19 protein-coding genes, 1 pseudogene and 1 CRISPR repeat array are annotated in these 22,815 nt (G+C 41.9%); of the genes and pseudogenes, 14 read left to right on the top strand and 6 right to left on the bottom strand.

What is annotated here, in order from left to right; translation table 11 throughout:
• Nucleotides 1-7: 7 nt before the first annotated feature.
• A CRISPR array of direct repeats spans nt 8-275; the repeat unit is 28 nt; unit sequence GTTCATGACGGCATACGTCATTTAGAAA.
• 169 nt (nt 276-444) lie between these two features.
• The 5 genes from F988_RS04470 (at nt 445) to rapA (ending at nt 7,249) form a co-directional block, all read left to right on the top strand.
• Complete coding sequence (locus F988_RS04470; RefSeq protein ID WP_004681346.1) at nt 445-1,317, top strand: hypothetical protein; 873 nt, start codon at nt 445-447, stop codon at nt 1,315-1,317.
• Nucleotides 1,318-1,499: 182 nt separating this feature from the next.
• Nucleotides 1,500-2,111: a thiamine phosphate synthase gene (thiE, locus tag F988_RS04465; RefSeq protein ID WP_004681344.1), complete on the top strand. Its 612-nt coding sequence runs from the start codon at nt 1,500-1,502 to the stop codon at nt 2,109-2,111.
• A 51-nt stretch (nt 2,112-2,162) separates the two neighbouring features.
• Entirely contained in the window at nt 2,163-3,470 is a 1,308-nt protein-coding gene (hemL, locus tag F988_RS04460; protein WP_004681343.1) for a glutamate-1-semialdehyde 2,1-aminomutase, read from the top strand.
• Between the two features lie 151 nt (nt 3,471-3,621).
• Nucleotides 3,622-4,266 carry an RluA family pseudouridine synthase gene (locus F988_RS04455; protein ID WP_010589397.1) on the top strand — a complete coding sequence of 215 codons (645 nt, stop codon included), beginning with the start codon at nt 3,622-3,624 and terminating at the stop codon, nt 4,264-4,266.
• A 145-nt stretch (nt 4,267-4,411) separates the two neighbouring features.
• Entirely contained in the window at nt 4,412-7,249 is a 2,838-nt protein-coding gene (gene rapA, locus F988_RS04450) for an RNA polymerase-associated protein RapA (protein WP_004681341.1), read from the top strand.
• A gap of 65 nt (nt 7,250-7,314) precedes the next feature.
• On the opposite strand, the gene dps is transcribed toward rapA, so the two are convergent.
• Together dps and fabR are read right to left on the bottom strand one after the other, a co-directional pair.
• On the bottom strand, nt 7,315-7,812 hold the full coding sequence (dps, locus tag F988_RS04445) for a DNA starvation/stationary phase protection protein Dps (RefSeq protein ID WP_004681339.1): 498 nt from the start codon (nt 7,810-7,812) through the stop codon (nt 7,315-7,317).
• Between the two features lie 220 nt (nt 7,813-8,032).
• Nucleotides 8,033-8,731: an HTH-type transcriptional repressor FabR gene (gene fabR / locus F988_RS04440; RefSeq protein ID WP_004675899.1), complete on the bottom strand. Its 699-nt coding sequence runs from the start codon at nt 8,729-8,731 to the stop codon at nt 8,033-8,035.
• Between the two features lie 269 nt (nt 8,732-9,000).
• Here fabR and F988_RS04430 point away from each other — a divergent pair, with 269 nt between their 5' ends.
• Nucleotides 9,001-10,068, top strand: a complete 1,068-nt coding sequence (locus tag F988_RS04430; protein WP_004681336.1) for a ferredoxin reductase — start codon at nt 9,001-9,003, stop codon at nt 10,066-10,068.
• 14 nt (nt 10,069-10,082) lie between these two features.
• Entirely contained in the window at nt 10,083-11,177 is a 1,095-nt protein-coding gene (locus F988_RS04425; RefSeq protein WP_004681335.1) for a fatty acid desaturase family protein, read from the top strand.
• A gap of 36 nt (nt 11,178-11,213) precedes the next feature.
• On the opposite strand, the gene F988_RS04420 is transcribed toward F988_RS04425, so the two are convergent.
• A complete protein-coding gene (locus F988_RS04420) occupies nt 11,214-11,915 on the bottom strand; it encodes an SIMPL domain-containing protein (RefSeq protein ID WP_004681333.1) in 702 nt (233 codons plus the stop codon).
• Between the two features lie 466 nt (nt 11,916-12,381).
• Here F988_RS04420 and F988_RS04415 point away from each other — a divergent pair, with 466 nt between their 5' ends.
• From F988_RS04415 to sohB, 7 genes are all read left to right on the top strand, one after another.
• Nucleotides 12,382-13,752: a diaminobutyrate--2-oxoglutarate transaminase gene (locus F988_RS04415; protein ID WP_004681332.1), complete on the top strand. Its 1,371-nt coding sequence runs from the start codon at nt 12,382-12,384 to the stop codon at nt 13,750-13,752.
• A 3-nt stretch (nt 13,753-13,755) separates the two neighbouring features.
• Complete coding sequence (locus tag F988_RS04410) at nt 13,756-15,288, top strand: pyridoxal phosphate-dependent decarboxylase family protein (protein WP_004681329.1); 1,533 nt, start codon at nt 13,756-13,758, stop codon at nt 15,286-15,288.
• 298 nt (nt 15,289-15,586) lie between these two features.
• Nucleotides 15,587-16,618 (top strand): substrate-binding domain-containing protein, encoded by a 1,032-nt coding sequence (locus tag F988_RS04405; protein ID WP_004681328.1) that lies wholly within the window; start codon nt 15,587-15,589, stop codon nt 16,616-16,618.
• 99 nt (nt 16,619-16,717) lie between these two features.
• Complete coding sequence (gene pstC / locus F988_RS04400; RefSeq protein WP_004681327.1) at nt 16,718-18,097, top strand: phosphate ABC transporter permease subunit PstC; 1,380 nt, start codon at nt 16,718-16,720, stop codon at nt 18,095-18,097.
• Nucleotides 18,094-19,488 carry a phosphate ABC transporter permease PstA gene (gene pstA / locus F988_RS04395; RefSeq protein ID WP_004681326.1) on the top strand — a complete coding sequence of 465 codons (1,395 nt, stop codon included), beginning with the start codon at nt 18,094-18,096 and terminating at the stop codon, nt 19,486-19,488. Before pstC ends, pstA begins: the two co-directional genes overlap by 4 nt.
• Nucleotides 19,489-19,502: 14 nt before the next feature.
• Nucleotides 19,503-20,417 carry a phosphate ABC transporter ATP-binding protein PstB gene (pstB, locus tag F988_RS04390; RefSeq protein ID WP_004681325.1) on the top strand — a complete coding sequence of 305 codons (915 nt, stop codon included), beginning with the start codon at nt 19,503-19,505 and terminating at the stop codon, nt 20,415-20,417.
• A 146-nt stretch (nt 20,418-20,563) separates the two neighbouring features.
• Complete coding sequence (gene sohB / locus F988_RS04385; protein WP_004681324.1) at nt 20,564-21,526, top strand: protease SohB; 963 nt, start codon at nt 20,564-20,566, stop codon at nt 21,524-21,526.
• Between the two features lie 32 nt (nt 21,527-21,558).
• Here sohB and F988_RS04380 read toward each other — a convergent pair whose 3' ends face one another.
• The 3 genes and pseudogenes from F988_RS04380 to F988_RS15025 form a co-directional block, all read right to left on the bottom strand.
• Complete coding sequence (locus F988_RS04380) at nt 21,559-22,194, bottom strand: DUF2238 domain-containing protein (RefSeq protein WP_004681323.1); 636 nt, start codon at nt 22,192-22,194, stop codon at nt 21,559-21,561.
• Nucleotides 22,195-22,235: 41 nt separating this feature from the next.
• Nucleotides 22,236-22,583, bottom strand: coding sequence for a hypothetical protein (locus F988_RS04375; RefSeq protein WP_004681322.1), 348 nt, complete (start codon nt 22,581-22,583; stop codon nt 22,236-22,238).
• Nucleotides 22,584-22,671: 88 nt separating this feature from the next.
• Nucleotides 22,672-22,815: pseudogene (locus tag F988_RS15025) on the bottom strand (IS701 family transposase); the annotation flags it as partial.

Genomic DNA, 22,815 nt, shown 5'->3' with positions numbered 1-22,815 from the left:
TGTTTACGTTCATGACGGCATACGTCATTTAGAAAGGAAGATTGCCACGTTCCGTAGCGATCATTTTGTTCATGACGGCATACGTCATTTAGAAATGCCATTCCATTTTTACGCATTGCATTTTTCAGTTCATGACGGCATACGTCATTTAGAAACGTAAAATTAGATAATTCTTCAATTGTCATCTGTTCATGACGGCATACGTCATTTAGAAATAATTAAGTGTGAGGGCACAGGCACGGCAGGAGTTCATGACGGCATGCGTCATTTAATAATTGGGTTTCAATTATTGCCAAAATAAAATTAGGTTAAGGATATCCATCTAGGATAATCCATAATTTTATCTAAATATTAAAAAAAGATCCTGTCTACTCCTCATTTGAGGAATAGACACAATAGTGCTTTTCTCTAACACTAATCATATTGTGAAGTAAGGAGAATATCATGAAATATAAAATGGCAGCTGCTGCGGTCTTGGGTACTTTATTATTGGGAGGTTGTGGTGGTTCAGATGATGTCATTGATAATATAAAGCAAGAAATTGATGATAAAAATAAACCAACTGAAACGACTACCGCCAATTGGGGCCTTGAAAAGACGGTCAATACAATTACACACTCTGCTTTAAGTACCTTTGTTAATTTTGGTTTTGTTGATGCATTGGTCTATGGCGCTGATGAGGCTGTAGAGGGTACGCCTTGTTCTCAAGGCAACTATGTAAAAACAAGCGATAAAATTACCTTTAATAATTGTAGGGGTTTATTTGATGATGATACTGCGGTTTCAGGTGTCATTAACCTTTCAACAAATCAATATCAATATGTAGACTTCAAAATCAGTTATGATGATGGGGAAAGCAGTTTGGTAAATGGTGCACTTAAAGTAACCAGCACGGCAAATGATACAAGCGGTACCATTGAAACCAACAACTTGAAAGTGGTTTCAACAGAAATTGACGATAATAAAAAATCAAGGACAGTGGAATATAATCTCAGCGCATTTAAAACTAGCTTCCAGGAAGAGGGAAGCAATGGGGCATATTCTTTAAGTTCTGAGGGTATATTTAAGGTTAAAGGCAGTGAAATTGGAGATTATTCAGCTAAATTCAATACCATCAATCCTTTTAGATATAAATCTAATGATGAAGACTCAGATGCCTACGATGGTCAGTTGAAAGTGGTTGATACAACCAATGACAAAAACTATTCAATCTTAATCGCAAATAATGATGCCAAAACTTTGATGTATCAAGCATCTAGTGATGGAAAACAGGTGATTAACAAGACCATTACTTGGGATGAAGTTTACGATTATTAATTTTATTTATCCCGTAATCTCATTATATAGTCATAACACTTTTAGCCGCATCTCCAGTGCGGCTTTTTTATAAATACTGGAATTTATAATGTTGATATTCATAATAAAGGTAAATATGTAGGGATGGCCGATGATATTTTCATGATCTATACTTGTTCGATAAAATTTATGAGTCTTTTCTTATGCACGGTCTCTACCTGATTACCAATGATGATCCAATCCAATTATTACTAGAAAAACTACAGCTTGCGTTGGCAACAGGACATATTGCCATTTTGCAGTATCGTCGTAAAAAAATCGCAAAAGCCGATCAGCCGCTTGAAGTGGAGCAGATTAAGATCCTGTGTGAAAAATATCAGGTTCCATTTGTGATTAATGATGATTTATCGCTGGCAGAACAATTTGGTTTGGGTGTTCATCTCGGACAATCTGATGGCGAAATTATTGATGCGGCCGCATGTCTACCACAGGGGGCGATTATTGGGCGAACTTGCTTAAACAGCTTAGAACTAGCTGAAAAGGCAATTGCTGAAGGTGCAACTTATGTTGCATTTGGCGCAGTCTATGCCACTTCAACTAAACCTGAAGCAGGTAATGTTGGAGTTGAAGTCATTCAACAAGCAAAGCAGAAGTTTAAAGTACCAATATGTGCCATTGGTGGTTTGACCGTTGAAAATTCCCAAGTGGTCATTGAGGCAGGAGCAAGCCTTTGTGCGGTAATTAGTGATATATTAGGACGGTCAACAGCTGAAATTCCTGCTCGTGTAAATGCATGGGCAAAGTTATTTGCATAATTTTTTGCATCGTTTCGACATTTTATTCTTCGATTCTAGGTTGAGTCTTTTATGAGTTTATCTCCAAAGCAAGAACAGTTATTTAAACAAGCAAATAAACATATTCCAGGTGGGGTCAATTCACCTGTACGTGCATTTAACGGTGTTGGTGGTACGCCTGTCTTTATTGAAAAGGCAAAAGGGGCATACTTGTGGGATGTCGATGGCAAACGCTATGTAGATTATGTCGGTTCATGGGGACCAATGATTTTAGGTCACGCCCATCCTGATATTATTCTGGCGGTACAAACTGCAGCTGAGGATGGTTTAAGCTTTGGCGCACCAACAGTATATGAAACGACTTTGGCAGACACCATTTGCGAGATCATGCCAGCGATTGAATTGGTTCGTATGACCAGTTCAGGAACTGAAGCGACCATGACAGCGATTCGCCTGGCGCGTGGTTACACAGGTCGTGACAAGATTGTAAAATTTGAAGGCTGCTATCATGGCCATTCAGATTCGTTATTAGTTAAAGCAGGTTCAGGTTTACTTACTTTGGGTGAGGGTGAGCCGACATCTAAAGGGGTACCTGCCGATTTTGCCAAACATACTTTAACGCTACCATATAACAATATTGAAGCCTTGAAAGAATGTTTTGCCAAGTTTGGTCATGAGATTGCTGGGGTAATTATTGAACCAGTGGCAGGCAACATGAATCTGGTTACACCAATTAATGGATTTTTACAGGCCATTCGTGATGTCTGTGATGAATACAAATCCGTATTTATTATTGATGAAGTGATGACAGGTTTCCGTGTTGCTCTAGGCGGGGCACACACCCTGTATAATGTGAAGCCTGATCTGGTGACACTGGGTAAGATTATTGGTGCGGGGCTACCTGTGGGCGCATTTGGTGGTAAACGCGAAATCATGGAATGTATCGCACCTTTAGGCGGTGTTTATCAAGCAGGTACATTGTCAGGTAATCCATTGGCAATGCGTGCAGGGATTGCCATGTTCAAGCATCTTCGTGAACCTGAATTTTATGACAAGCTTTCGGCACAGTTAGCGAAATTGCTTGCAGGATTACAGACGGCGGCAGATGAGGCAGGCATTCCATTTAAAACCCAGCAGGTGGGTGGTATGTTCGGCCTTTATTTCACCGATCAAGAGGACATTACCAGCTTTGATTCGATGTTGGCCTGTGATGTTGAAGCATTTAAAAAATTCTTCCACGGTATGTTAAAGCGTGGTGTGTACCTTGCACCATCGGCTTTTGAGGCAGGTTTTATTTCTTCAGTACACTCTGATCAAGACATTGCAGAGACAATTCAAGCTGCAAAAGAAACATTTGCTGAAATGAAAGCTTCTGCGTAATTTCAGATATCAGGAAACACCATGACTATTGTTGTGGTGTTTTTTAGATATGGAATAAAAAATTAGAATTAAATCGATTTTTTCATTGTATTTCTAGTCTAAGCTTTTTATGATTGCCCGCTTGTTTTCATCCAGTCGTTGGAAGGCTACTTTGAGTGATTTTCTAAGTGAACATTTGATTCATCGTGATGAAGATTTTATGGTCATCCATAAACCCGCAGGGTTGCTGACGGTGCCAGGGAAAACACCTGATTTACAAGATTGCTTGATTAATCGTTTATTAAAACTAGAACCAAAAACTTTACTCATCCACCGTTTGGACCGTGATACTTCGGGCATATTGGTTTTTGGCCTATCCAGGTTTGGACAAAGCGCCATTTCCCGTCAATTTCAGGATCGTCAAACCGCAAAAATCTATCAGGCATTGGTTGCGGGCCATTTAGAGGGACAGGGCACCGTTGATATCCCTGTAATCTATGATCCAAGCCGCCCACCATTGCATATTGTGGATGATTCCCATCACAAACCAGCCTTAACAGAATGGCAGGCCATTGAACACTTCGATATTCAGGGACAAATGGTAACACGCGTTAAACTCATCCCGATTACAGGGCGTTCCCATCAGCTTCGTGTGCATATGCAATATTTAGGTCATCCAATTCTTGGTGACACCTTATATGCCACGCCAGAACAGCAGCAGCTTTATGACCGTTTGTGTTTACATGCAACGCAGTTAAGTTTTGCTCACCCGAAGACAGGGACACAACTCAGTTTTGACTGTCCCGTACCGTTTTAATTGCTAAAACTTTTTAATAAATCATGATGTGATGCACGCTATTAGATGGTGCTTTGTGTCAAAATACATGGTTGAAAACTACATAAAATACCTTAAACCCTATCAGGGCTACGGAATACAATATGTAGGCTAACTTGAGATAAAGGTGGAAAAATTGCAGCAGTTTGCTATTGGTCAACGTTGGTTATCAGATACAGAAACAGAACTCGGTTTAGGCGTTCTTATTGATGTAGATGAACGTTCTATCAGCATTTTATTCCCCAAAAGTGATGAAACCCGTGTCTATGCACGCAATAATGCGCCTTTATCCCGTATCATCTTCAATGTGAATGATGAAGTTCAGGATCAGGAAGGCATCAAGTGGATTGTTGAATCCATCGAAGACCGTCATGGCGTGCTCCGTTACGATGTGGTTCGCACTTTGGCAAATGGCGAACAGGAACGCAAGGCACTGAATGAAACCCGTATTGGTGCGCAAATCCAGTTGTCAAAACCTTTAGAACGTCTGTTGGCCAGTCAGGTCGATTATAAGGAATGGTATGACCTGCGTATTGAGGCCATGTTGTTGCAGGCTCAAATGCACACCAGCCCATTACGTGGTTTGCTCGGCGCACGTGTTGGCCTGATTCCACACCAACTTTATATCGCGCATGAGGTGGGTAAGCGCTTTGCGCCCCGTGTTCTTCTTGCGGATGAGGTTGGGCTTGGTAAAACCATTGAAGCGGGCCTGATCATTCACCAGCAACTCAAGACAGGCCGTTCAGAACGTATCCTGATTTTAGTGCCTGATTCATTGCAGTATCAATGGATGATTGAAATGCGCCGTCGTTTCAATTTGCAATTTTCTCTTTTCGATTTAACACGTACTGCTTCGATCAAAGAACACGATCCTGATCTCAATCCTTTTTTAACTGAACAATGTATTATTGCCAGTGTTGATTTGATGGTTGACCATGAAGACCTGCGTGAACAGGCTTTGGAAGCAGGTTTTGACTTGCTGGTGGTTGATGAAGCCCATCATTTGATGTGGAGTGAGGAAGAGGGCGGTAATGATCGTTATGATCTGGTTGAAGAACTGGCAGAACAAACAGCGGGTGTGTTGCTTCTCACTGCAACCCCAGAGCAACTGGGTGTAGAAAGTCATTTTGCCCGTTTACGCCTGCTTGATCCGCAACGTTTTAGCAGCCTTGACCGTTTCATTGATGAGGAAGAGCAATACCAGCAAACTGCGAAAATTGCAGAAGTATTGATGTCAGATGAGGCTTTAACAGAAGAGCATTTAGCTGCACTTGAGGGCTTGTTGGGTCATCGTATTGATGATCAGCCTGAACAACGTATGCGTGCGATTCATGAATTATTGGATCGTCATGGTACAGGTCGTATCCTGTTCCGTAACACACGTGAAGCGATTCAAGGTTTCCCAGGTCGTGATTGCCAGCCAGCGCCTTTACCAGCCCCAGAAGACTGGTCATTTGATGGCAAAATGCGTGAGCAGATGTGGCCAGAAGAGGGGCAGCTTGATGGTTCTTGGATGGAAACCGATCCTCGTGTGCCTTGGTTGATGGAAGTGCTGCGTAAAGATCTCAAGCACAAAAAAGTATTGTTGATCGCACGTAGTGGACCTGTCGTTGAAGCTTTAGAAAATGCCCTACGTTTACATGCGGGCATTCGTACAGCAATGTTCCATGAGGGCATGAGCTTATTAGAGCGTGACCAAGCTGCCGCATATTTTGCCGAAGACAGTTATGGCGCTCAGATTCTTCTCTGTTCGGAAATTGGTTCAGAAGGACGTAACTTCCAGTTTGCCAGTGACTTGATCTTATTTGATTTACCTGCAAACCCTGACGTACTTGAACAACGTATTGGCCGTCTGGACCGTATTGGCCAGGAAAACCGCATTCAAATTCACGTGCCATATTTGATCGGTACAGCGCAGGAGCGTATGTTCCGCTGGTATAACGAAGCACTGAATATTTTCAGCAATATTTCTCCAACTGCTCAAACGCTACAAGAGAACTTTATCGTTGAACTGAAAGACTGCTTATTGGCAGATCAAGGGCAAACCTTTGAAGACTTGCTTGAAGAAGTCAATGTACAGCGTCAGGCTCTGGAAGCAGAACTACAGGCAGGTCGTGACCGTTTGCTTGAGTACAATTCTTGTCGTCCAGTGGTGGCGCAGGGCATTGTACAGGCGCTTGAGGATTATGATGACAATACGACTTTACCAATGTTCGTAAAGCGTTTTATGTCATCGACCAATATTGACTTTGATGAGCAAAGCAATGGTACGGTCATCATCAAGCCAACCGACCAGATGCAGGTGCAGGGTTTAACTCTAGACGAAGAGGGTATGACCGCGACATTCTATCGTGATCAGGCGCAAATCCGTGAAGATGCACAATATCTGACACTGGAACATCCATTTATTGAAAGTGTCATGGAAATGATCCGTACACAGTCATTTGGCAGTACCAATGTGGCTTTGCTGAAATCAAATGCATTAAAGCAAGGTTCGGTGTTACTGGAAGTGTGGTTTAAGGTGGATGTGGTTGCACCAAAAGCCTTGAACCTGCCATCAAGCCTGCCAAAACAGTTGATTCGTGTGTTGCTGAGTGAAAATGGTCAGGACTTGTCTGCCAAGATTGATCCAGGCATTTTACGTCCATATTTGCATCATCTGGATGGCAATAGCTGTCGTCAGGTGGTGAAAGCACGCCGCAATGTAATTGAAGAGCGTTACGCACAAGCTTTAGATATTGCCAAAACCTCTTTGCCTGAATTGATGCAACAAGCGAAAGAGCACTACAGTAGTAAATGGCAATATGAAATTGACCGTTTAACTTATCTGAAGCAATTCAATCCAAGTATTCGCCAAGATGAAATTGAGCGTTTACAGAAATTCCAAAAAGAAGGTTTAGGACTACTTGATGGACTTTCTGTGACCCCAGAAGCGATTCAGGTGTTGGTGGTGGTCAAACCTTAAATCATCACCATGCAATAAAAAAACGAGGATCATTTGACCCTCGTTTTTCTATTGCTGAACAGAAATTACTTTTGTTCGATATTGGCTTCAAGGAACCATAAATATTGATCCAGGTCTTCCAGGGCAGCATGGATAATGTCTTCAGAAATCGGGTCCTGAATCTCATCAATCGTGTCACGTAAATGGTTTGCCACCACGCCATACCGATCGGCAAGTTCTTTTAAATGATCCTGTACCGCATGGATTTCCACAGGATACGGTTTTAAATGCGATGTTTGCGCTACGGTCTGGGTCGTTCCCAATGCGGTACCGCCAATTTGTACCGCACGTTCAGCCACATTGTCCAGATGGGTAATCAACGAAGTACGGAACATATCCAGCATTTCATGCACGGCAATAAAGTTGCTACCACGCATATTCCAGTGGGCCTGCTTGGTGAGCAAGGACAAATCAATAAGATCTGCAAGTAGTTGATTTAATATTTTGACCGTTGCTTCTTTAATGGAGTCATCTAAATTATTACGTGTATAAACTTTTAAAGCTTTCGCTGCTGAAGAACTCATAGTTACCTCATTTCAATTTTAATAAGCATGAAAATGGATCAAAATCATTTATTTCGATAACTATTTTACGCCGTTGAATACGCCTGAATGTTTAGATTTTGACTGCTTTTGTATCAGTTTGAATACTGTGCGAAATACAAAGAAGGGAATGTGGGAAGAAATGTAAGTGGGTCGATTGAGTGTGGTACTAATAAGGGCTGCACCACACGGAAACATAAAACTAGAGCGGTTCTTCTGTTAAATGGCGGGCACCTGTCAGGATCATACGGATCATGAGCATGGTTTGTTCTGCGACTTCAATCCGTTGTTCAGCAGACAGGTCAATCACTTTCGCACCCATGTTAAACACCAGTTGGGTGATGGCTTTAGCGGCAATATCCGCATGGGGCATGTGACTGTTATTGTTGATCTGTTCCAGACGAATCAGGTCTTCGTGCAACTCTTGCTGGAAGAATGAAAGCTGGCGGTCTACAGCCTCTTTATAGGAAGTTGAACCCGTATAGCTTTCACGTAACAATAAGCCCAAATAACCTTCATCCGCATCCAGAAGCTGAATAAAAACTTCGACTGAACTGCGGATAATACTATGTTGCAATACCGCCTGTAGGCGTGCTTCACGAATGATTTTACGCAGTACCAAGCCTGCCCGATCAATCAGGGCGATTGCGAGTTCATCAATGTCCCTAAAATGACGATAAAAACTATTGGGTGCAATGCCCGCCTCACGCGCGATTTCCCTTAAACTCAGGGAAGAGATGCTCTTTTGTGGGCCAATTAGGTTCAGAGTGGCTTGAAATAACTCTTCTTTGGTAATGGTGGCTTTTCGGCCAACCGAACGTACAGGAGATTTTATGGCAATAAGATCCTGTTCATCTGTTGCTGGTTTGGGACTGGGTGGTAAAACAGAAGAATGAACCATCATTTTCAAAATATAAATAAGCTGCTTGGGATTATAGCGATTGTCGATGGGCTTGTGAAATGTAAATCAATCGGGGCTGCTTTCCACTGTGGGAAACAGGGAAAGCTGCATGTCTGCAAGACACTGCCCTTGACTGCGCACCTTTCATTTTATGGTAAACATTTTGTAAAAAATCCTGTTTACAATTCTTTTTGAATAAATATACAAGTGTATATACAAATAAATATACATATGTATAATAATTAAGAAAACAATTAGAGTAACTGCGCATGCAAGCAATCGAAAAGAGGGCTTCCCTGTTTAACTCAATGGCTCAAAGCGTCATGAACAGTCATGATGCCAATTTTTGGTTACAGAAAATCAACCCCTTATGGTCGATGAATCAACCACTTGCTAAAGTCGTAAAAAAACAAATTGTGGCAAAGGATATGGTGAGCCTGATATTGCAATGTAACCGCCATGTGCAACGTGGTGTTGCAGGTCAGCATCATCCTGTGACGGTGGAAATTGCAGGTCGTCATTACGAAAGAACCTATAGCCTGATGCAGGTCGATGCAGACCATCTCTGCCTAACGGTGAAAAAAGTTGATCAAGGTCTGGTCAGTTCTTGGTTGGTTGATCAAAGTCAAACAGGTGATATTCTGCGTTTGGGACAGCCTTATGGTGAAATGCAGCAGCAGGTTCAAACACCAAGGCTATTGTTACTTGCAGCAGGTAGTGGCATTACACCAATGCTGAGCTTGATTGAGGCTTTCTGTCAGTCCAGACAGCTTAAAGCCATATTTGTGCAATTGATGTATTGGGTGAAAACGCATGAAGATGCGGCTTATGCTGAGTACCTAAAAGAGGTTGCTGAAAACTTTCCGAATTTTACTTATCAGATTTTTTATACACAGCAAGAGGATCAACGCTTAAACCAGTCTCACGTTAATCAACTTAAATCTTTAAATGAAACCACAGTTTATGCCTGCGGCCCATCAGGCTTTGCAGCAACTGCGGAAACATTGTTTAAGCATGCCGCCTCAATCCAGACCGAAGCCTTTAATCTAAGCCAGTTTGATACCGATGCAACTGATACGGGTTTTATCAATGTCACATTGACACAATCCAACAAGACCATCGCCATTCCAAAAGGCCAGTCGATTCTAAGCAGTTTGGAACATCAGGGGATCAAGCCAAAGCATGGTTGCCGTATGGGAATCTGTAATAAGTGTGCCTGCACCAAGGTACAAGGCGCGACCAAAAACTTGCTCAATGGTTCAGCAAACCACGAGCCAAGCCAGTTACTCAAGATTTGCGTAAATTCAGCTCAATCTGATCTTGTGATTGATCTATAAGCGAGAATGACAATATGAATATGCCTGTAAAATATCAATTTTTTCAAAATCCTAAAAATCGTAATTTAACCGAAGCCGAACTGGCTGCTTTTGCCAGGGAACTGGATCAAATCAAGCAGGAGGTGCTGGACGATTTGGGCGAAAAAGATGCCAAATACATTCGCCGTGTTTATTCATCAGTCCGCTATAGTAGTTTCTTAGGTCGTACCTTGTTGTTTGCTGGATGGTTTCCGCCTGCATGGCTATTGGGTACAGGTTTACTTGGTTTTGCCAAAATCATGGAAAATATGGAATTGGGCCATAATGTCATGCATGGGCAGTATGACTGGATGAATGACCCTAAATTTAATGGTCAAACCTATGAGTGGGATACAGTGGGTACCTCGGATAACTGGCGTCAAACTCATAATTATAAGCATCATACTTATACCAATGTTAAGGGAATGGATGATGATGTCGGTTATGGGGTATTTCGTTTATTTCCAGAACAACGTTGGACTAAATTTACTTTAATTCAACCAATTTATATCGTGCCATTTAGCCTATTGTTCCAATGGGGTGTTGCGATTCAAAATCTTGAATTAGGTAAAGTTGTCTACAAGCGTAAGACCATGGACGAATTTAAGCAGGAATGGAAACCTGTGCAAAAGAAAATCGCCAAGCAACTGTTTAAAGATTATGTGTTTTTTCCATTGATTGCAGGGCCATCAGCCATTCCTGTGTTTACAGGAAATCTGGTCGCCAATGGCATTCGTAATATCTGGACATTCAGCATTATTTTCTGTGGTCACTTTACCAAAGATGCAGAAGTATTCCCAAAAACAGTGCTGCAAGATGAAAGTCGTGGGCATTGGTACATGCGCCAGATTCGTGGTTCATCCAATTTGACTGGCTCGGAAGCATTTCATATTTTGACAGGACATTTGAGCCATCAAATTGAACATCATTTGTTCCCAGATATTCCTGCACGCCGTTATCGCCAAATTGCACCGAAAGTTGAAGCGGTTTGTAAAAAATATGGTTTGAATTACAACAATGCCAGCTTTGTAAAGCAATTTAGCGAAGTTGTCGGACGTATTTTTAAATATGCCTTGCCGTTAAAAAAATAAATGTTAGGAGAGCGTATGCGATACGCTCCTACGATTTTATTTAAACTGAATCGACCCATTGGCGCTAACCGTGATTTTGGATTCACCTGCCGCCATGTCCTGTGCTGGTGCAGCTTCCGCCATCGCAAATTTTGCCATGCCACCCCGCATCATTGGTTGTGGGAAATAGTTGCTGGTATTCAGGTTTAAACTGACCAGATTATATTGGGTTTTATTCCATGCCTGAGTAATCGCCTGTGCACGTTGCTGGAAGTTTCTAGATGCCTCAATCATCAACTCATTTTCAACTTTCTTGCGCTGTTCATCCGATACGGTGAAATTGATGGATTGGGTCTGGAAGCTTTGCTGCAACTCGCTAATCAACTGGCTTGCCGCCTTAAAGTCCTTACTTTCAAGCTGAATTTCAGCACGGGCACGCCATTCCTTTAACTTGCTGCTGTCATTGTCATAAACAGGGTAGGTACTTTGCGCACCAGTTTCGACCTTGACCTGTGAATATTTACGCGAAATCGCCTGTGCCTGATTCATCAGTTGATTGATTTGATTCGAAAGCTCAGCAGGTTGCTTGTGGCTTTTCTCAATATAGAGAACTGCACGCATTTCGTCATTCGCAACTTGGCGTGCTGCATCTGCTTGGATATTCACAATATTATAGTTCAAGTTTTCAGTCTCATGAGCAAAAAGGCTTGGGCTAAGTGCAGCTCCGATCATTAATGTTGCAAGTGCTAAAGTACGCATAAAAAATTCCTTAAAATTTGGTATTAAACATTTATTTTTACAAGTCTGATATTAGAAACAACGGATGGCGAACTTTTGCATATTTTGTGGTGTCTTTGTAATGGATTAGGGTGGTTTTGCAACAGAAAAATAAATAAAACTGATTAAAAAATAATGTGTTAGTTAAAAGTGTTTGACCATTTATCTAAAATACAAACTGCAAATAAAAAAAGCATACTTTCTTTCACTTGTCACATAGTATGATGATAATTCATCATAGTTAATTGAAAGAAACATTTTTTCAATAATATTAGATGAATGTCAGGCATAAAAAGTGTTTATTTTCTTTCAAAATTAGGTATCATCTCGCACCTAGTTGAAAGACATAAAACATTTTGTCTGCACTAGATTCTAAAAAGCACCGAGTCAAACGACCGCAAGTCACCAGACTTATTTCTTTTACCCATATCAGAGATGGTAATTCGATATGAGCGTTACTTCCGTAAACCCTGCCGCTAATGCATCCAACGAATATTATTTGACTCGCCAAAGTCAGATGGAATCAAATGTTCGTAGTTATCCACGTAAATTACCGTTAGCGATAGCGAAAGCACAGGGCTGCTGGGTTACAGATGTTGAGGGTACTCAATACCTCGACTGTTTAGCTGGGGCAGGAACATTGGCTTTAGGTCATAATCATCCTGCGGTGATTCAAAGTATTCAAGATACATTGGCAAGTGGCTTGCCTTTGCATACTTTAGACTTAACGACTCCTTTAAAAGATGCTTTTACTGAAGCACTTTTGGCTTACTTGCCAGGCGGTAAAGAAGAATATTGCTTACAGTTCTGTGGACCATCTGGTGCAGATGCAACTGAGGCAGCCATCAAACTGGCAAAAACCTATACAGGTCGTAGCTCAGTGATCAGTTTTTCAGGTGGATACCACGGTATGACTCATGGTTCACTGTCGATGACAGGTAACCTGAGTGCTAAAAATGCCGTGAATGGTCTTATGCCTGGCGTTCAGTTTATGCCTTATCCACATGAATATCGTTGCCCACTTGGTTTAGGTGGTGAAGCGGGTGTTGATGCTTTGACTTACTTCTTTGAAAATTTCATCGAAGATGTTGAAAGTGGTGTAACGAAACCTGCTGCTGTGATTCTTGAAGCAATTCAAGGTGAAGGCGGTGTCGTAACTGCACCTGTTAAGTGGTTACAAAAAATTCGTGAAGTGACTGAAAAGCACAACATCGTTTTAATTTTGGACGAAGTTCAAGCTGGTTTTGCACGTTCAGGTAAAATGTTTGCCTTTGAACATGCAGGTATCGAGCCTGATGTTGTGGTGATGTCAAAAGCTGTAGGTGGTGGTTTACCATTAGCAGTGCTTGGTATTAAGCGTAAGTTTGATGCTTGGCAGCCAGCAGGTCACACGGGTACTTTCCGTGGCAACCAGTTGGCAATGGGTACAGGTTTAATGGTTCTAAAAACTATTTCTGAACAAAACCTAGCTAAAAATGCGCAAGAGCGTGGTGACTTCTTACAAGCTGAATTCAAAAAGTTAGCTCAAGAATTCCCATGTATCGGTAATGTCCGCGGTCGTGGTTTGATGATCGGCGTTGAAATTGTTGATGAACGTAAACCAGCTGACCATATGGGTTCACTTCCTGCTGATGCACAATTAGCTGCGGCAATTCAAACAGCTTGTTTCAACAATAAACTTTTACTCGAGAAAGGTGGTCGTAACGGTACGGTAATTCGTTTACTTTGCCCACTTATCATCAATCAAGACGAATGTGTTGAAGTAGTTGCACGCTTCAAAAAAGCGATTGCAGAAGCTTTAAAAGCAGTACGAGGCTAATCCATGGTTGATTTTGCAGAACATCGTAAAGCGTTACTCTGCAATGATGCACAATCCATTGCTGACTATCAGTCAGCAATGGGCGAAGCGGTTAAAGCCGTTTCAGCATGGTTGCAAAATGATAAAATGTACACAGGTGGAAGCATTAAAGATTTGCGAGCAGCAATTTCTTTTCATCCATCGAAAGAAGGTTTAGGTGTACAACAATCATTACAACGTATGATTGAGCTTTTCCTCAACAAAAGTTTAAAAGTACATCATCCGCACTCACTTGCACATTTGCATTGCCCAACGATGGTGATGAGCCAAATTGCGGAAGTGTTAATCAATGCAACGAACCAATCTATGGATTCATGGGATCAAAGCCCAGCAGGTTCATTGATGGAAGTTCAGCTTATTGATTGGTTACGTCAAAAAGTGGGCTATGGTGCAGGTCAAGCAGGTGTGTTCACTTCGGGTGGTACACAGTCAAACTTGATGGGTGTATTGCTTGCACGTGACTGGTGTATCTCGAAAAACTGGAAAGACGAAAATGGTAAGCCATGGTCGGTTCAGCGTGATGGTATTCCAGCAGAAGCAATGAAAAACGTCAAAGTCATTTGTTCTGAAAATGCACACTTCTCTGTGCAAAAGAACATGGCAATGATGGGGATGGGCTTCCAGTCAGTCGTGACTGTTCCTGTCAATGATAATGCGCAAATGGATGTCGATGCACTCGAAAAAACCATGGCACATCTTCAGTCTGAAGGCAAAATCGTCGCGTGTGTTGTTGCAACAGCGGGTACGACAGATGCTGGTGCAATTGATCCACTCAAGAAAATCCGTGAAATTACCAATAAATTTGGTTCGTGGATGCATATTGATGCTGCTTGGGGTGGTGCGCTGATTCTTTCAAATGATCATCGTGCAATGCTTGATGGAATTGAATTGTCAGACTCAATCACACTTGATTTCCATAAGCATTATTTCCAAAGCATTAGCTGTGGCGCTTTCCTGTTGAAAGACGAAGCAAACTATCGCTTTATGCATTATGAAGCGGAGTACTTAAACTCTGCTTATGATGAAGAACATGGTGTACCTAACCTTGTGTCTAAATCTTTACAAACGACTCGTCGTTTTGATGCATTGAAATTGTGGATGACAGTTGAAGCATTAGGCGAAGAGCTTTATGGTTCAATGATTGACCATGGTGTGAAATTAACACGTGAAGTTGCAGATTATATTAAAGCAACAGCGGGTCTTGAATTGTTGGTTGAACCACAATTCGCCTCAGTCCTGTTCCGTGTGGTGCCAGAAGGTTATCCAACTGATTTTGTTGATAGCTTGAACCAGAACGTGGCAGATGAATTGTTTGCACGTGGTGAAGCGAATATCGGTGTAACCAAAGTGGGTAATGTTCAATCATTGAAAATGACCACTTTAAGCCCAGTTGCAACGCTTGAAAACGTTCAAAACTTGCTTGCACTTGTGTTGGCAGAAGCCGATCGTATTAAGGATTCGATTGCAGATGGTACCTATACACCGCCGATTGATTAATCGGGTGTTATGTAGAAAAGAAGATCGCTTAGGCGGTCTTTTTTATATTCGATCTGTAATGAGTTGTTTTTAATCATTTTGCTATAAATCATTAGAAACAAGGTGATTATAAAACTGTAGATAATGAGTTAAAAAATAGCCAATAATGCTCTTGTCTACCTTACAGTTATTAACATCATAAAAGCGTCATAAAGTTGTCACCTAATTGTCATATTATCCACTCAAAATGCAATTAAACAAAGTACAACACTTCATTCAGAGCGTTGTAAATCAAATTGCATCAATGAGAGTAAATCGAATGCGCTTAAATCCACGTCACATCGCAATTGCATTAGCTGTATCTGGGGCAACCGTAGTAACGACTGCAAATGCAGCTCGTGATACGATTCAAATTGCTGGCTCATCCACTGTGTTGCCTTATGCAAGTATCGTTGCAGAAGAGTTTGGTAATACTTTCCCACAATTCAAGGCACCCGTTGTTGGTTCGGGTGGTACTTCAGGTGGTTTAAAGCAATTCTGTCAAGGTGTTGGTGATAATACCATCGATATTGCAAATGCTTCACGTAAAATCAAAGATTCAGAGCTTGCTGCATGTAAAAAAGCAGGCGTAAATCAAGTGCAAGAAATCAAAATTGGTTATGACGGTATTGTATTTGCGTCTAACTCACGAAAGGGTGCTTATAACTTAGATCCAGCACATGTATTTACTGCATTGGCTGCACAGCTTCCTTCAGGTGGTAAATTGGTTCCAAACCCATATACACGATGGAACCAAATTGATGATGACTTACCAAATGAACCGATTACCTTAGTTATTCCAGCAACAAACCATGGTACGCGTGAAGTGTTCCAAGAAAAAATGGTTGAAGCGGGTTGTGAATCATTTGCTTATTTCAAAAATTTAGATAAAGAAGAACAGAAAAAAGCATGTTCAAACTTCCGTAAAGATGGTCGTGTGATTGAAATTGCAGGTGATTACACTGAAACACTAGCTCGTTTAAAAACTTCTCCTAATGCAGTAGGCGTATTTGGTTTAGGTTTCTATGATCAAAACCGCGATAAATTACGTGTTGCAACAGTAAATGGTGTATTACCTTCTGAGAAAACTGTTTTAAGTGGTCAATATCCAGTATCTCGTGCACTTTACTTCTATGTGAAAGGCGAACACTTAAAATCAATCAAAGGTTTAGCTCAGTATCCAGAGTTTTTCCTTAACAAGAAAATTTCTGGTAAAGGTTCTAAACTGGAAAAAGCTGGCCTGATTCCTCTAAGCGATAAAGAACGTGCAACAGTTCTAGCTGATTTCAAAGCGGGTAAAACAGTTAAGTAATATTGTTAAAAGGGAGGCTGGTGCGACTTAGGTTCATCAGCCTTTTTTGTCTAACTAAGTTTTTTCAAATCATGAAAATTGAGAAAACGTGGAGATTACATGAATCTGCTACTTATCGGTGTGTTATTAGCCCTTGTGGCAATTGCATATCAAATTGGGCTGAGTAAAAGCCGTAACCTAGCAGGTAAGGGAAATAACTCAGTAACACTACATTCACGTCCAGTTTATTACGGGGCTTTAGTTGCTTTGTGGTGTGGTATTCCTGCTTTTTTAATTTTGATGATTTGGAACTTGGTTGAACCAAGCGTTTTACAACATATTATTTTTAATAATATTCCTTCATCGATTAGCTCAACTTTAGATGAAGCTGGTCGTGATGTTCTTATTGATCGTGTTAAAGCAATTGCTTCAGGATTCGGGGTAACTGATCAAGCCGCTGCTTATGAAGTTGCTGCTGCACAGCAGTTAGCAAAATTCCAAACGATTGGTTCATTTGCAAAATTTGCAGTAGTGATTAGTGCTGCATTGGCGGGTCTTGTTTGGGCTAAACGTCATGTAAGTCAACAATATCGTGCCCGTAACCAAGTTGAAAAAGCTATCAATGTTGCTTTGATCCTTTGTTCTGGGGTAGCGATTCTTACAACTGTTGGTATCGTTCTTTCAATGCTTAGTGAAGCATTACACTTTTTCAAATTTGTAAGTCCTGTTGATTTCTTCTTCGGAACAGAGTGGAACCCTGGCTTTAGTACCACAGGTAATGCCGAAGGTAGCTACGGTATTCTCCCATTAATTTGGGGGACTTTGATGGTGAGTGGTATAGCACTACTCGTTGCTGTACCTGTGGGCTTGATGATTGCGATTTATTTAGCGGAATACGCTTCCTCTCGCTTACGTTCTTGGGCTAAACCAACAATTGAAGTTCTAGCGGGTATTCCGACGATTGTTTACGGTGTGTTTGCACTCATGGTGATTGGCCCATTCTTTAAGATGGTCGGTGAAAGCATCGGTGTGAACATCAACGCAACAAGTGCATTAACTGCTGGTTTTGTCATGGGAATTATGATCATCCCATTTGTCTCATCTTTATCCGACGACATTATTACGCAAGTACCTCGTGCATTGCGAGATGGTTCGCTAGGTTTGGGTGCGACAAAATCTGAAACAATTCGTCAAGTTGTTCTCCCAGCCGCTTTACCAGGTATCACAGGTGCTTTTTTACTTGCCGTTTCTCGTGCAGTTGGTGAGACGATGATCGTGGTCTTAGCCGCTGGGAATAGCCCATTACTGCATGCGAATCCTTTAGAAGCCGTGTCTACAGTTACCGTAACAATCGTTAAGCAATTGACAGGCGATACAGATTTTGCAAGTCCGCAAGCTTTAGTTGCATTTGCCCTAGGTCTGACTTTGTTTGTAATTACTTTGGGTTTAAACATTATTGCACTGTACATCGTGCGCAAATATCGTGAGCAATACGAATGAGTTCATCAAATACATCTCCTCTGGATCAGAACGTATTTGATCCACAAGTGGCTGCTGAACAACGTGAACAGCGCAAAAGAAAAATCCAAAGTTCTTTGGCAAAGCGCCACCGCAAAGAAAAGGCGTTCCGTTTTGCTGGCTTCTCGGCAGTGGTGATTGGCCTTGCATTTGTTGCCTTGCTGTTTGGTAGTATTCTGGCAAAAGGTCTGCCATCTTTCTGGCAAAGCAGCATAACTGTTCCAGTTTATTTTGACCCAGCGATTATTAATGTTGGTGCAAAACCAAAGCAGACGGCAGGTGAAACCCCCGCGCAGTTTGAAGAGCGAATGGTGGCCTGGCAAACTGAAATGGGTATGGTGGACTGGGATGCCCTGATCGTGAATGGCATCGTTTCAAAAGATAAATCGCTTGAAGATCAGCGTGATTATTTAAGTGGCTTGTACACCAGTTCTGAAGCGTACCGTTTACGTGACATGGTGTTAGCAAATCCAGCCCTGATTGGAAGCAAGCAGGAGATTAAGTTTCTGGCTGATGCCAATGTGGATGTCTGGCTAGCTGGAAATATTGACCGTAACCTGCCTGATGACCAGCAACAGCTTGAGCCAGAAGTGCGCCAGCTTGCAGATAAGTTAAAGGCAGAGGGGATTATTGCCAATACGTTCAATACCAATCTGTTCTTTAGCCCAGATTCACGCAGTTCACCTGCGAGCAGTGGTTTGGCTGGGGCATTCATGGGTTCATTGTTCATGATGCTGATTGTCATCATCATCTCGATTCCAATTGGAGTGGCGAGTGCAATCTATCTTGAAGAGTTCGCGCCAAAGAACATGATGACCGACATCATTGAAGTGAACATCAACAACCTGGCAGCAGTTCCATCGATTGTGTTCGGTCTGCTGGGTGCGGCAATCTTTATTGGCTGGATGCAGTTGCCTTTATCTGCGCCACTGGTGGGTGGTTTGGTACTGAGTCTTATGACCTTGCCTACCGTGATTATTACCACGCGCGCCTCATTAAAAGCGGTGCCACCATCGATTCGTCAGGCTGCTCTGGGTCTTGGTGCATCAAAAGTTCAAACCGTTTTTCATCATGTATTGCCACTTGCATTGCCAGGGATTATGACTGGTGCAATCATTGGGATTGCACATGCGCTGGGTGAGACTGCACCATTATTGTTGATTGGTATGAGTGCTTTCGTTGCCAGCATTCCGACCACACCATTGGAACAGGCAACCGCATTGCCAGTACAGGTGTATTTATGGCAGGGTAATGAATTGCGCAATTTCTTTGAGGGGCGTACCGCGGCAGCGATTATTGTGTTGCTTGCCCTCTTGATTGGTTTAAACAGCCTTGCAATCTGGCTCCGTAAGAAATTTGAAGTGCGTTGGTAATAGAGGAGAGTACAATGAATACGATTGATATTATGAACGCCGTAGAAAAGGATAAATCAGTGAATCCACAACAAACAGAATTTACGTCATCTGAAGCGCAAGTTCAGCAATCAAATACTGCATTTGTCTCTCAGTTTGAAACGGCTTCTTCAAATAAAAAGCCAAAAACCAGTGAAGTGAAAATCAGTACCAAGGATGTTCATGTTTATTATGGTGAAACTGAAGCAATCAAGGGTATTGACCTGGATATTTACCAGAATGAAGTGATTGCGTTCATTGGTCCATCGGGTTGTGGTAAATCAACATTCCTGCGTACCTTAAACCGTATGAATGATACGATTGATAGCTGTCGTGTGACAGGTAAGGTGACACTGGATAATCAGGACATCTATGATCCTAACCTTGACGTGGTATTGCTGCGCGCACAGGTAGGGATGGTGTTCCAGAAGCCAAACCCATTTCCAAAATCAATTTTTGACAATGTTGCCTATGGCCCGAAATTGCATGGCCTGGCACGTGACAAATATGATCTGGAAGAAATTGTTGAAAATAGTCTGCGTAAAGCAGGTCTGTGGGATGAAGTCAAAGACCGATTAAGCCAGCCAGGAACAGGTTTGTCTGGCGGCCAGCAACAGCGTTTATGTATTGCGCGTACCATTGCGGTCAGCCCTGAAGTGATTTTGATGGATGAACCGTGTTCGGCATTAGATCCAATCGCAACAGCTAAGATCGAGGAGCTTATTTCAGAGCTTTCAGAGCAATTCACTATTGCAATCGTGACCCACTCCATGCAACAGGCAGCGCGTGTGTCTGATCGTACCGCTTATTTCCATCTGGGTGACCTGATTGAAGTCAACTCGACTGAGAAAGTGTTTACTCAGCCTGACCATCAATTGACTGAAGCCTATATTACAGGGCGTTTTGGTTGATACCATCCCGTATATATCAAAGGGCCTACGGGCTCTTTTTTTATGATACAGATGAAAATGAATCTATTTTGCAAAAACGCTATTGAATTTTTATTGAACAGACCACATCTTAGAGGCATAAAGACGAACTCAAGAGCACTTACTTTATGTTATTCCATTTACCTAAATTTCCTGCTGAAATTCGTATTAGCCATTTAAATGCGCGTGTGAATGAACAAAGAAAAAAAATTGCGCAAACAACAGCATCCCGTTTGGAATTATTACAACTGGTTCAGCAGCTTGCTAAAGAAGCCAAGGTTCGTAAGAAAAATGACCAGAAAATCTTCGTTTTAGATTTCAAGGGTGATATTCAGGCCTCTGCGGTCGATACCCTGCGTGAAGAGATTACCCTAATTTTGGCAACCGCCAAAGCTGGACATGACCGTGTGATTGTACGTCTGGAAAGCGCAGGTGGAATGGTGCATGGCTATGGTTTGGCTGCGGCTCAATTGGTTCGTTTACGTGATGCGGGTTTTCATGTGACGATTTGTGTTGATAAGGTTGCTGCCAGTGGCGGCTACATGATGGCATGTATTGCCAATGAAATTGTTTCAGCACCGTTTGCCGTGGTGGGTTCAATTGGTGTGGTTGCACAGGTGCCGAACTTTAACCGTTTATTGAAACAGCATAATGTGGACTTTGAACTGTACACTGCTGGTCAATATAAACGCACCGTAACCATGTTTGGTGAAAATACTGCTGAGGGTAAGGCCAAGTTTGAAGAGGAATTACAGCAGACCCACGTGCTGTTTAAGCACTTTATTGAAAAATACCGCCCACAACTCAACGTTGAAAAGGTTGCAACAGGTGAGCACTGGTATGGTGAAGATGCACGTGCATTAAATCTGGTGGATAAATTACAGACCTCGGATGAATATTTACTCAGTCTTTTGTCACAACATGATGTCTATGTGATCAATACCCGCAAACGCCCTACATTTGGTGAAAAACTGGGTTTGCAGGCGGCACAAATGGCTGAGACCCTGATTCCAACGGTGATGGGTAAAATCGCTGATAGCCTCGCCAAGGCAAACAGCACCTTGGTTCAGATGCGTGATCCTAAGTTTTAATCAATTTGTCCTGATCAAAGAAAAGCACCTGTTTAAGGTGCTTTTCTTTTGCTTCTGCCTAAATAGAGCAGCCCTGTAAGGATTGATCCGATTGTGGCCAGAAACATATCCTTGTGTGCATCCCACATATCTCCCTGCTGTCCATTATAGTTTTCCGCATCTTCAGGCGACAAGCCAATGGATAGTCCCCATTCGAGCAACTCATAGAGCATACTGGAAGCCATCACAAACTGGATCACCAGCAGGAACAAGGTCAATGGTTTTGCGGTAGGAAACCAGACCTGAAAACAACGGAGAAAAAATGGGTAAAGCAATAATCCATAAGCAAAATGCACCAGTCGATCATACATGTTCCGAGACCAGCCCATTGTCTGATTCAGGTCAAAATGAAATAGGGACTTTAACCATTCATTGTAAGGCACATAGGAGTACAAATAATGGGCCGCAACAATATGGATGAATAGAAAAAGCAGGTACAAACAAAAACTGAAAAAATGCATGCCTATTTTTTTCATGCTGATGATCAGCACGACCAGCATAAACACAGTGCCCACCTGATGCAGGAGATAGGACTCAAGCTCAAGCGGCTGTATGCTGGCAATTGCCACGGCAAGGGCGATGATCCCAAGCGCAATATAATGTTTTAAGCCAAGTTGTTTTTCAATCATGCCACATCCGAGAAGAAAAAATCATCAGGCAGGGTAATTTATCATTGTTCAGTTGAATCTGGTATTAAAGGTGATGCTGCAACACCGCCAAGCGCCTGACAAGCCTGAAGATAGAGCTGGTACTTTTGTTGTACAACTTCATCGAGTGGAATGTCAAACAGATCCTCGCCATTTTTATACTGTTCAATATAGGTGCTGGCTTTGTCCTTGTTTGCGGCAAGTGTCTGTTGATAAAAATTGGTAATGGAGGAAGTCGCAAGCTGACTGGTCTCCACGTTTTTACACTGGAAACGCTGCAAAATTTTTTCAGCACGTTTAACTTCACTTGATTGTCCAAATACACATCCTGTTAATTGGGCAATCACAATCAGCACGAATAAGATCTTCATGATATTTAGAATAAAAATTTTTAAAGATTGTTATTGTATATAGAATTTATTCTGGAAATAAATTAATTATGTTAGGACTTACGCACTGTTATTTATAGACTCTCTGTGGTAGCAGATGATTTTTATCGAGAATAAAGTCATCAATGAAGTTTTTGATCATTGGTCTAAATAATTTCTTCTGCCAACGATATACATTTTCAAAGATCCGCTCAAACTGGTTCTTTTGTATCTC

It is taken from the genome of Acinetobacter parvus DSM 16617 = CIP 108168, from assembly GCF_000368025.1.
In the GTDB taxonomy this organism is placed as follows: Bacteria; Pseudomonadota; Gammaproteobacteria; order Pseudomonadales; family Moraxellaceae; genus Acinetobacter; species Acinetobacter parvus.
Note: the sequence above shows the minus strand (reverse complement) of the source record. Positions and strands in the feature narration are given on the sequence as shown.

Excerpts from the sequence above, each read along its gene's own strand:
- pstA (WP_004681326.1), top strand. The coding sequence starts at position 18,094 with ATGAGTTCATCAAATACATCTCCTCTGGATCAGAACGTATTTGATCCA.
- hemL (WP_004681343.1), top strand. The coding sequence starts at position 2,163 with ATGAGTTTATCTCCAAAGCAAGAACAGTTATTTAAACAAGCAAATAAA.
- thiE (WP_004681344.1), top strand. The coding sequence starts at position 1,500 with ATGCACGGTCTCTACCTGATTACCAATGATGATCCAATCCAATTATTA.
- F988_RS04425 (WP_004681335.1), top strand. The coding sequence starts at position 10,083 with ATGAATATGCCTGTAAAATATCAATTTTTTCAAAATCCTAAAAATCGT.
- fabR (WP_004675899.1), bottom strand. The coding sequence starts at position 8,731 with ATGGTTCATTCTTCTGTTTTACCACCCAGTCCCAAACCAGCAACAGAT.
- F988_RS04410 (WP_004681329.1), top strand. The coding sequence starts at position 13,756 with ATGGTTGATTTTGCAGAACATCGTAAAGCGTTACTCTGCAATGATGCA.
- F988_RS04420 (WP_004681333.1), bottom strand. The coding sequence starts at position 11,915 with ATGCGTACTTTAGCACTTGCAACATTAATGATCGGAGCTGCACTTAGC.
- pstB (WP_004681325.1), top strand. The coding sequence starts at position 19,503 with ATGAATACGATTGATATTATGAACGCCGTAGAAAAGGATAAATCAGTG.
- dps (WP_004681339.1), bottom strand. The coding sequence starts at position 7,812 with ATGAGTTCTTCAGCAGCGAAAGCTTTAAAAGTTTATACACGTAATAAT.
- pstC (WP_004681327.1), top strand. The coding sequence starts at position 16,718 with ATGAATCTGCTACTTATCGGTGTGTTATTAGCCCTTGTGGCAATTGCA.
- F988_RS04430 (WP_004681336.1), top strand. The coding sequence starts at position 9,001 with ATGCAAGCAATCGAAAAGAGGGCTTCCCTGTTTAACTCAATGGCTCAA.
- F988_RS04415 (WP_004681332.1), top strand. The coding sequence starts at position 12,382 with ATGAGCGTTACTTCCGTAAACCCTGCCGCTAATGCATCCAACGAATAT.
- F988_RS04470 (WP_004681346.1), top strand. The coding sequence starts at position 445 with ATGAAATATAAAATGGCAGCTGCTGCGGTCTTGGGTACTTTATTATTG.
- F988_RS04375 (WP_004681322.1), bottom strand. The coding sequence starts at position 22,583 with ATGAAGATCTTATTCGTGCTGATTGTGATTGCCCAATTAACAGGATGT.
- F988_RS04405 (WP_004681328.1), top strand. The coding sequence starts at position 15,587 with ATGCGCTTAAATCCACGTCACATCGCAATTGCATTAGCTGTATCTGGG.
- F988_RS04380 (WP_004681323.1), bottom strand. The coding sequence starts at position 22,194 with ATGATTGAAAAACAACTTGGCTTAAAACATTATATTGCGCTTGGGATC.
- sohB (WP_004681324.1), top strand. The coding sequence starts at position 20,564 with ATGTTATTCCATTTACCTAAATTTCCTGCTGAAATTCGTATTAGCCAT.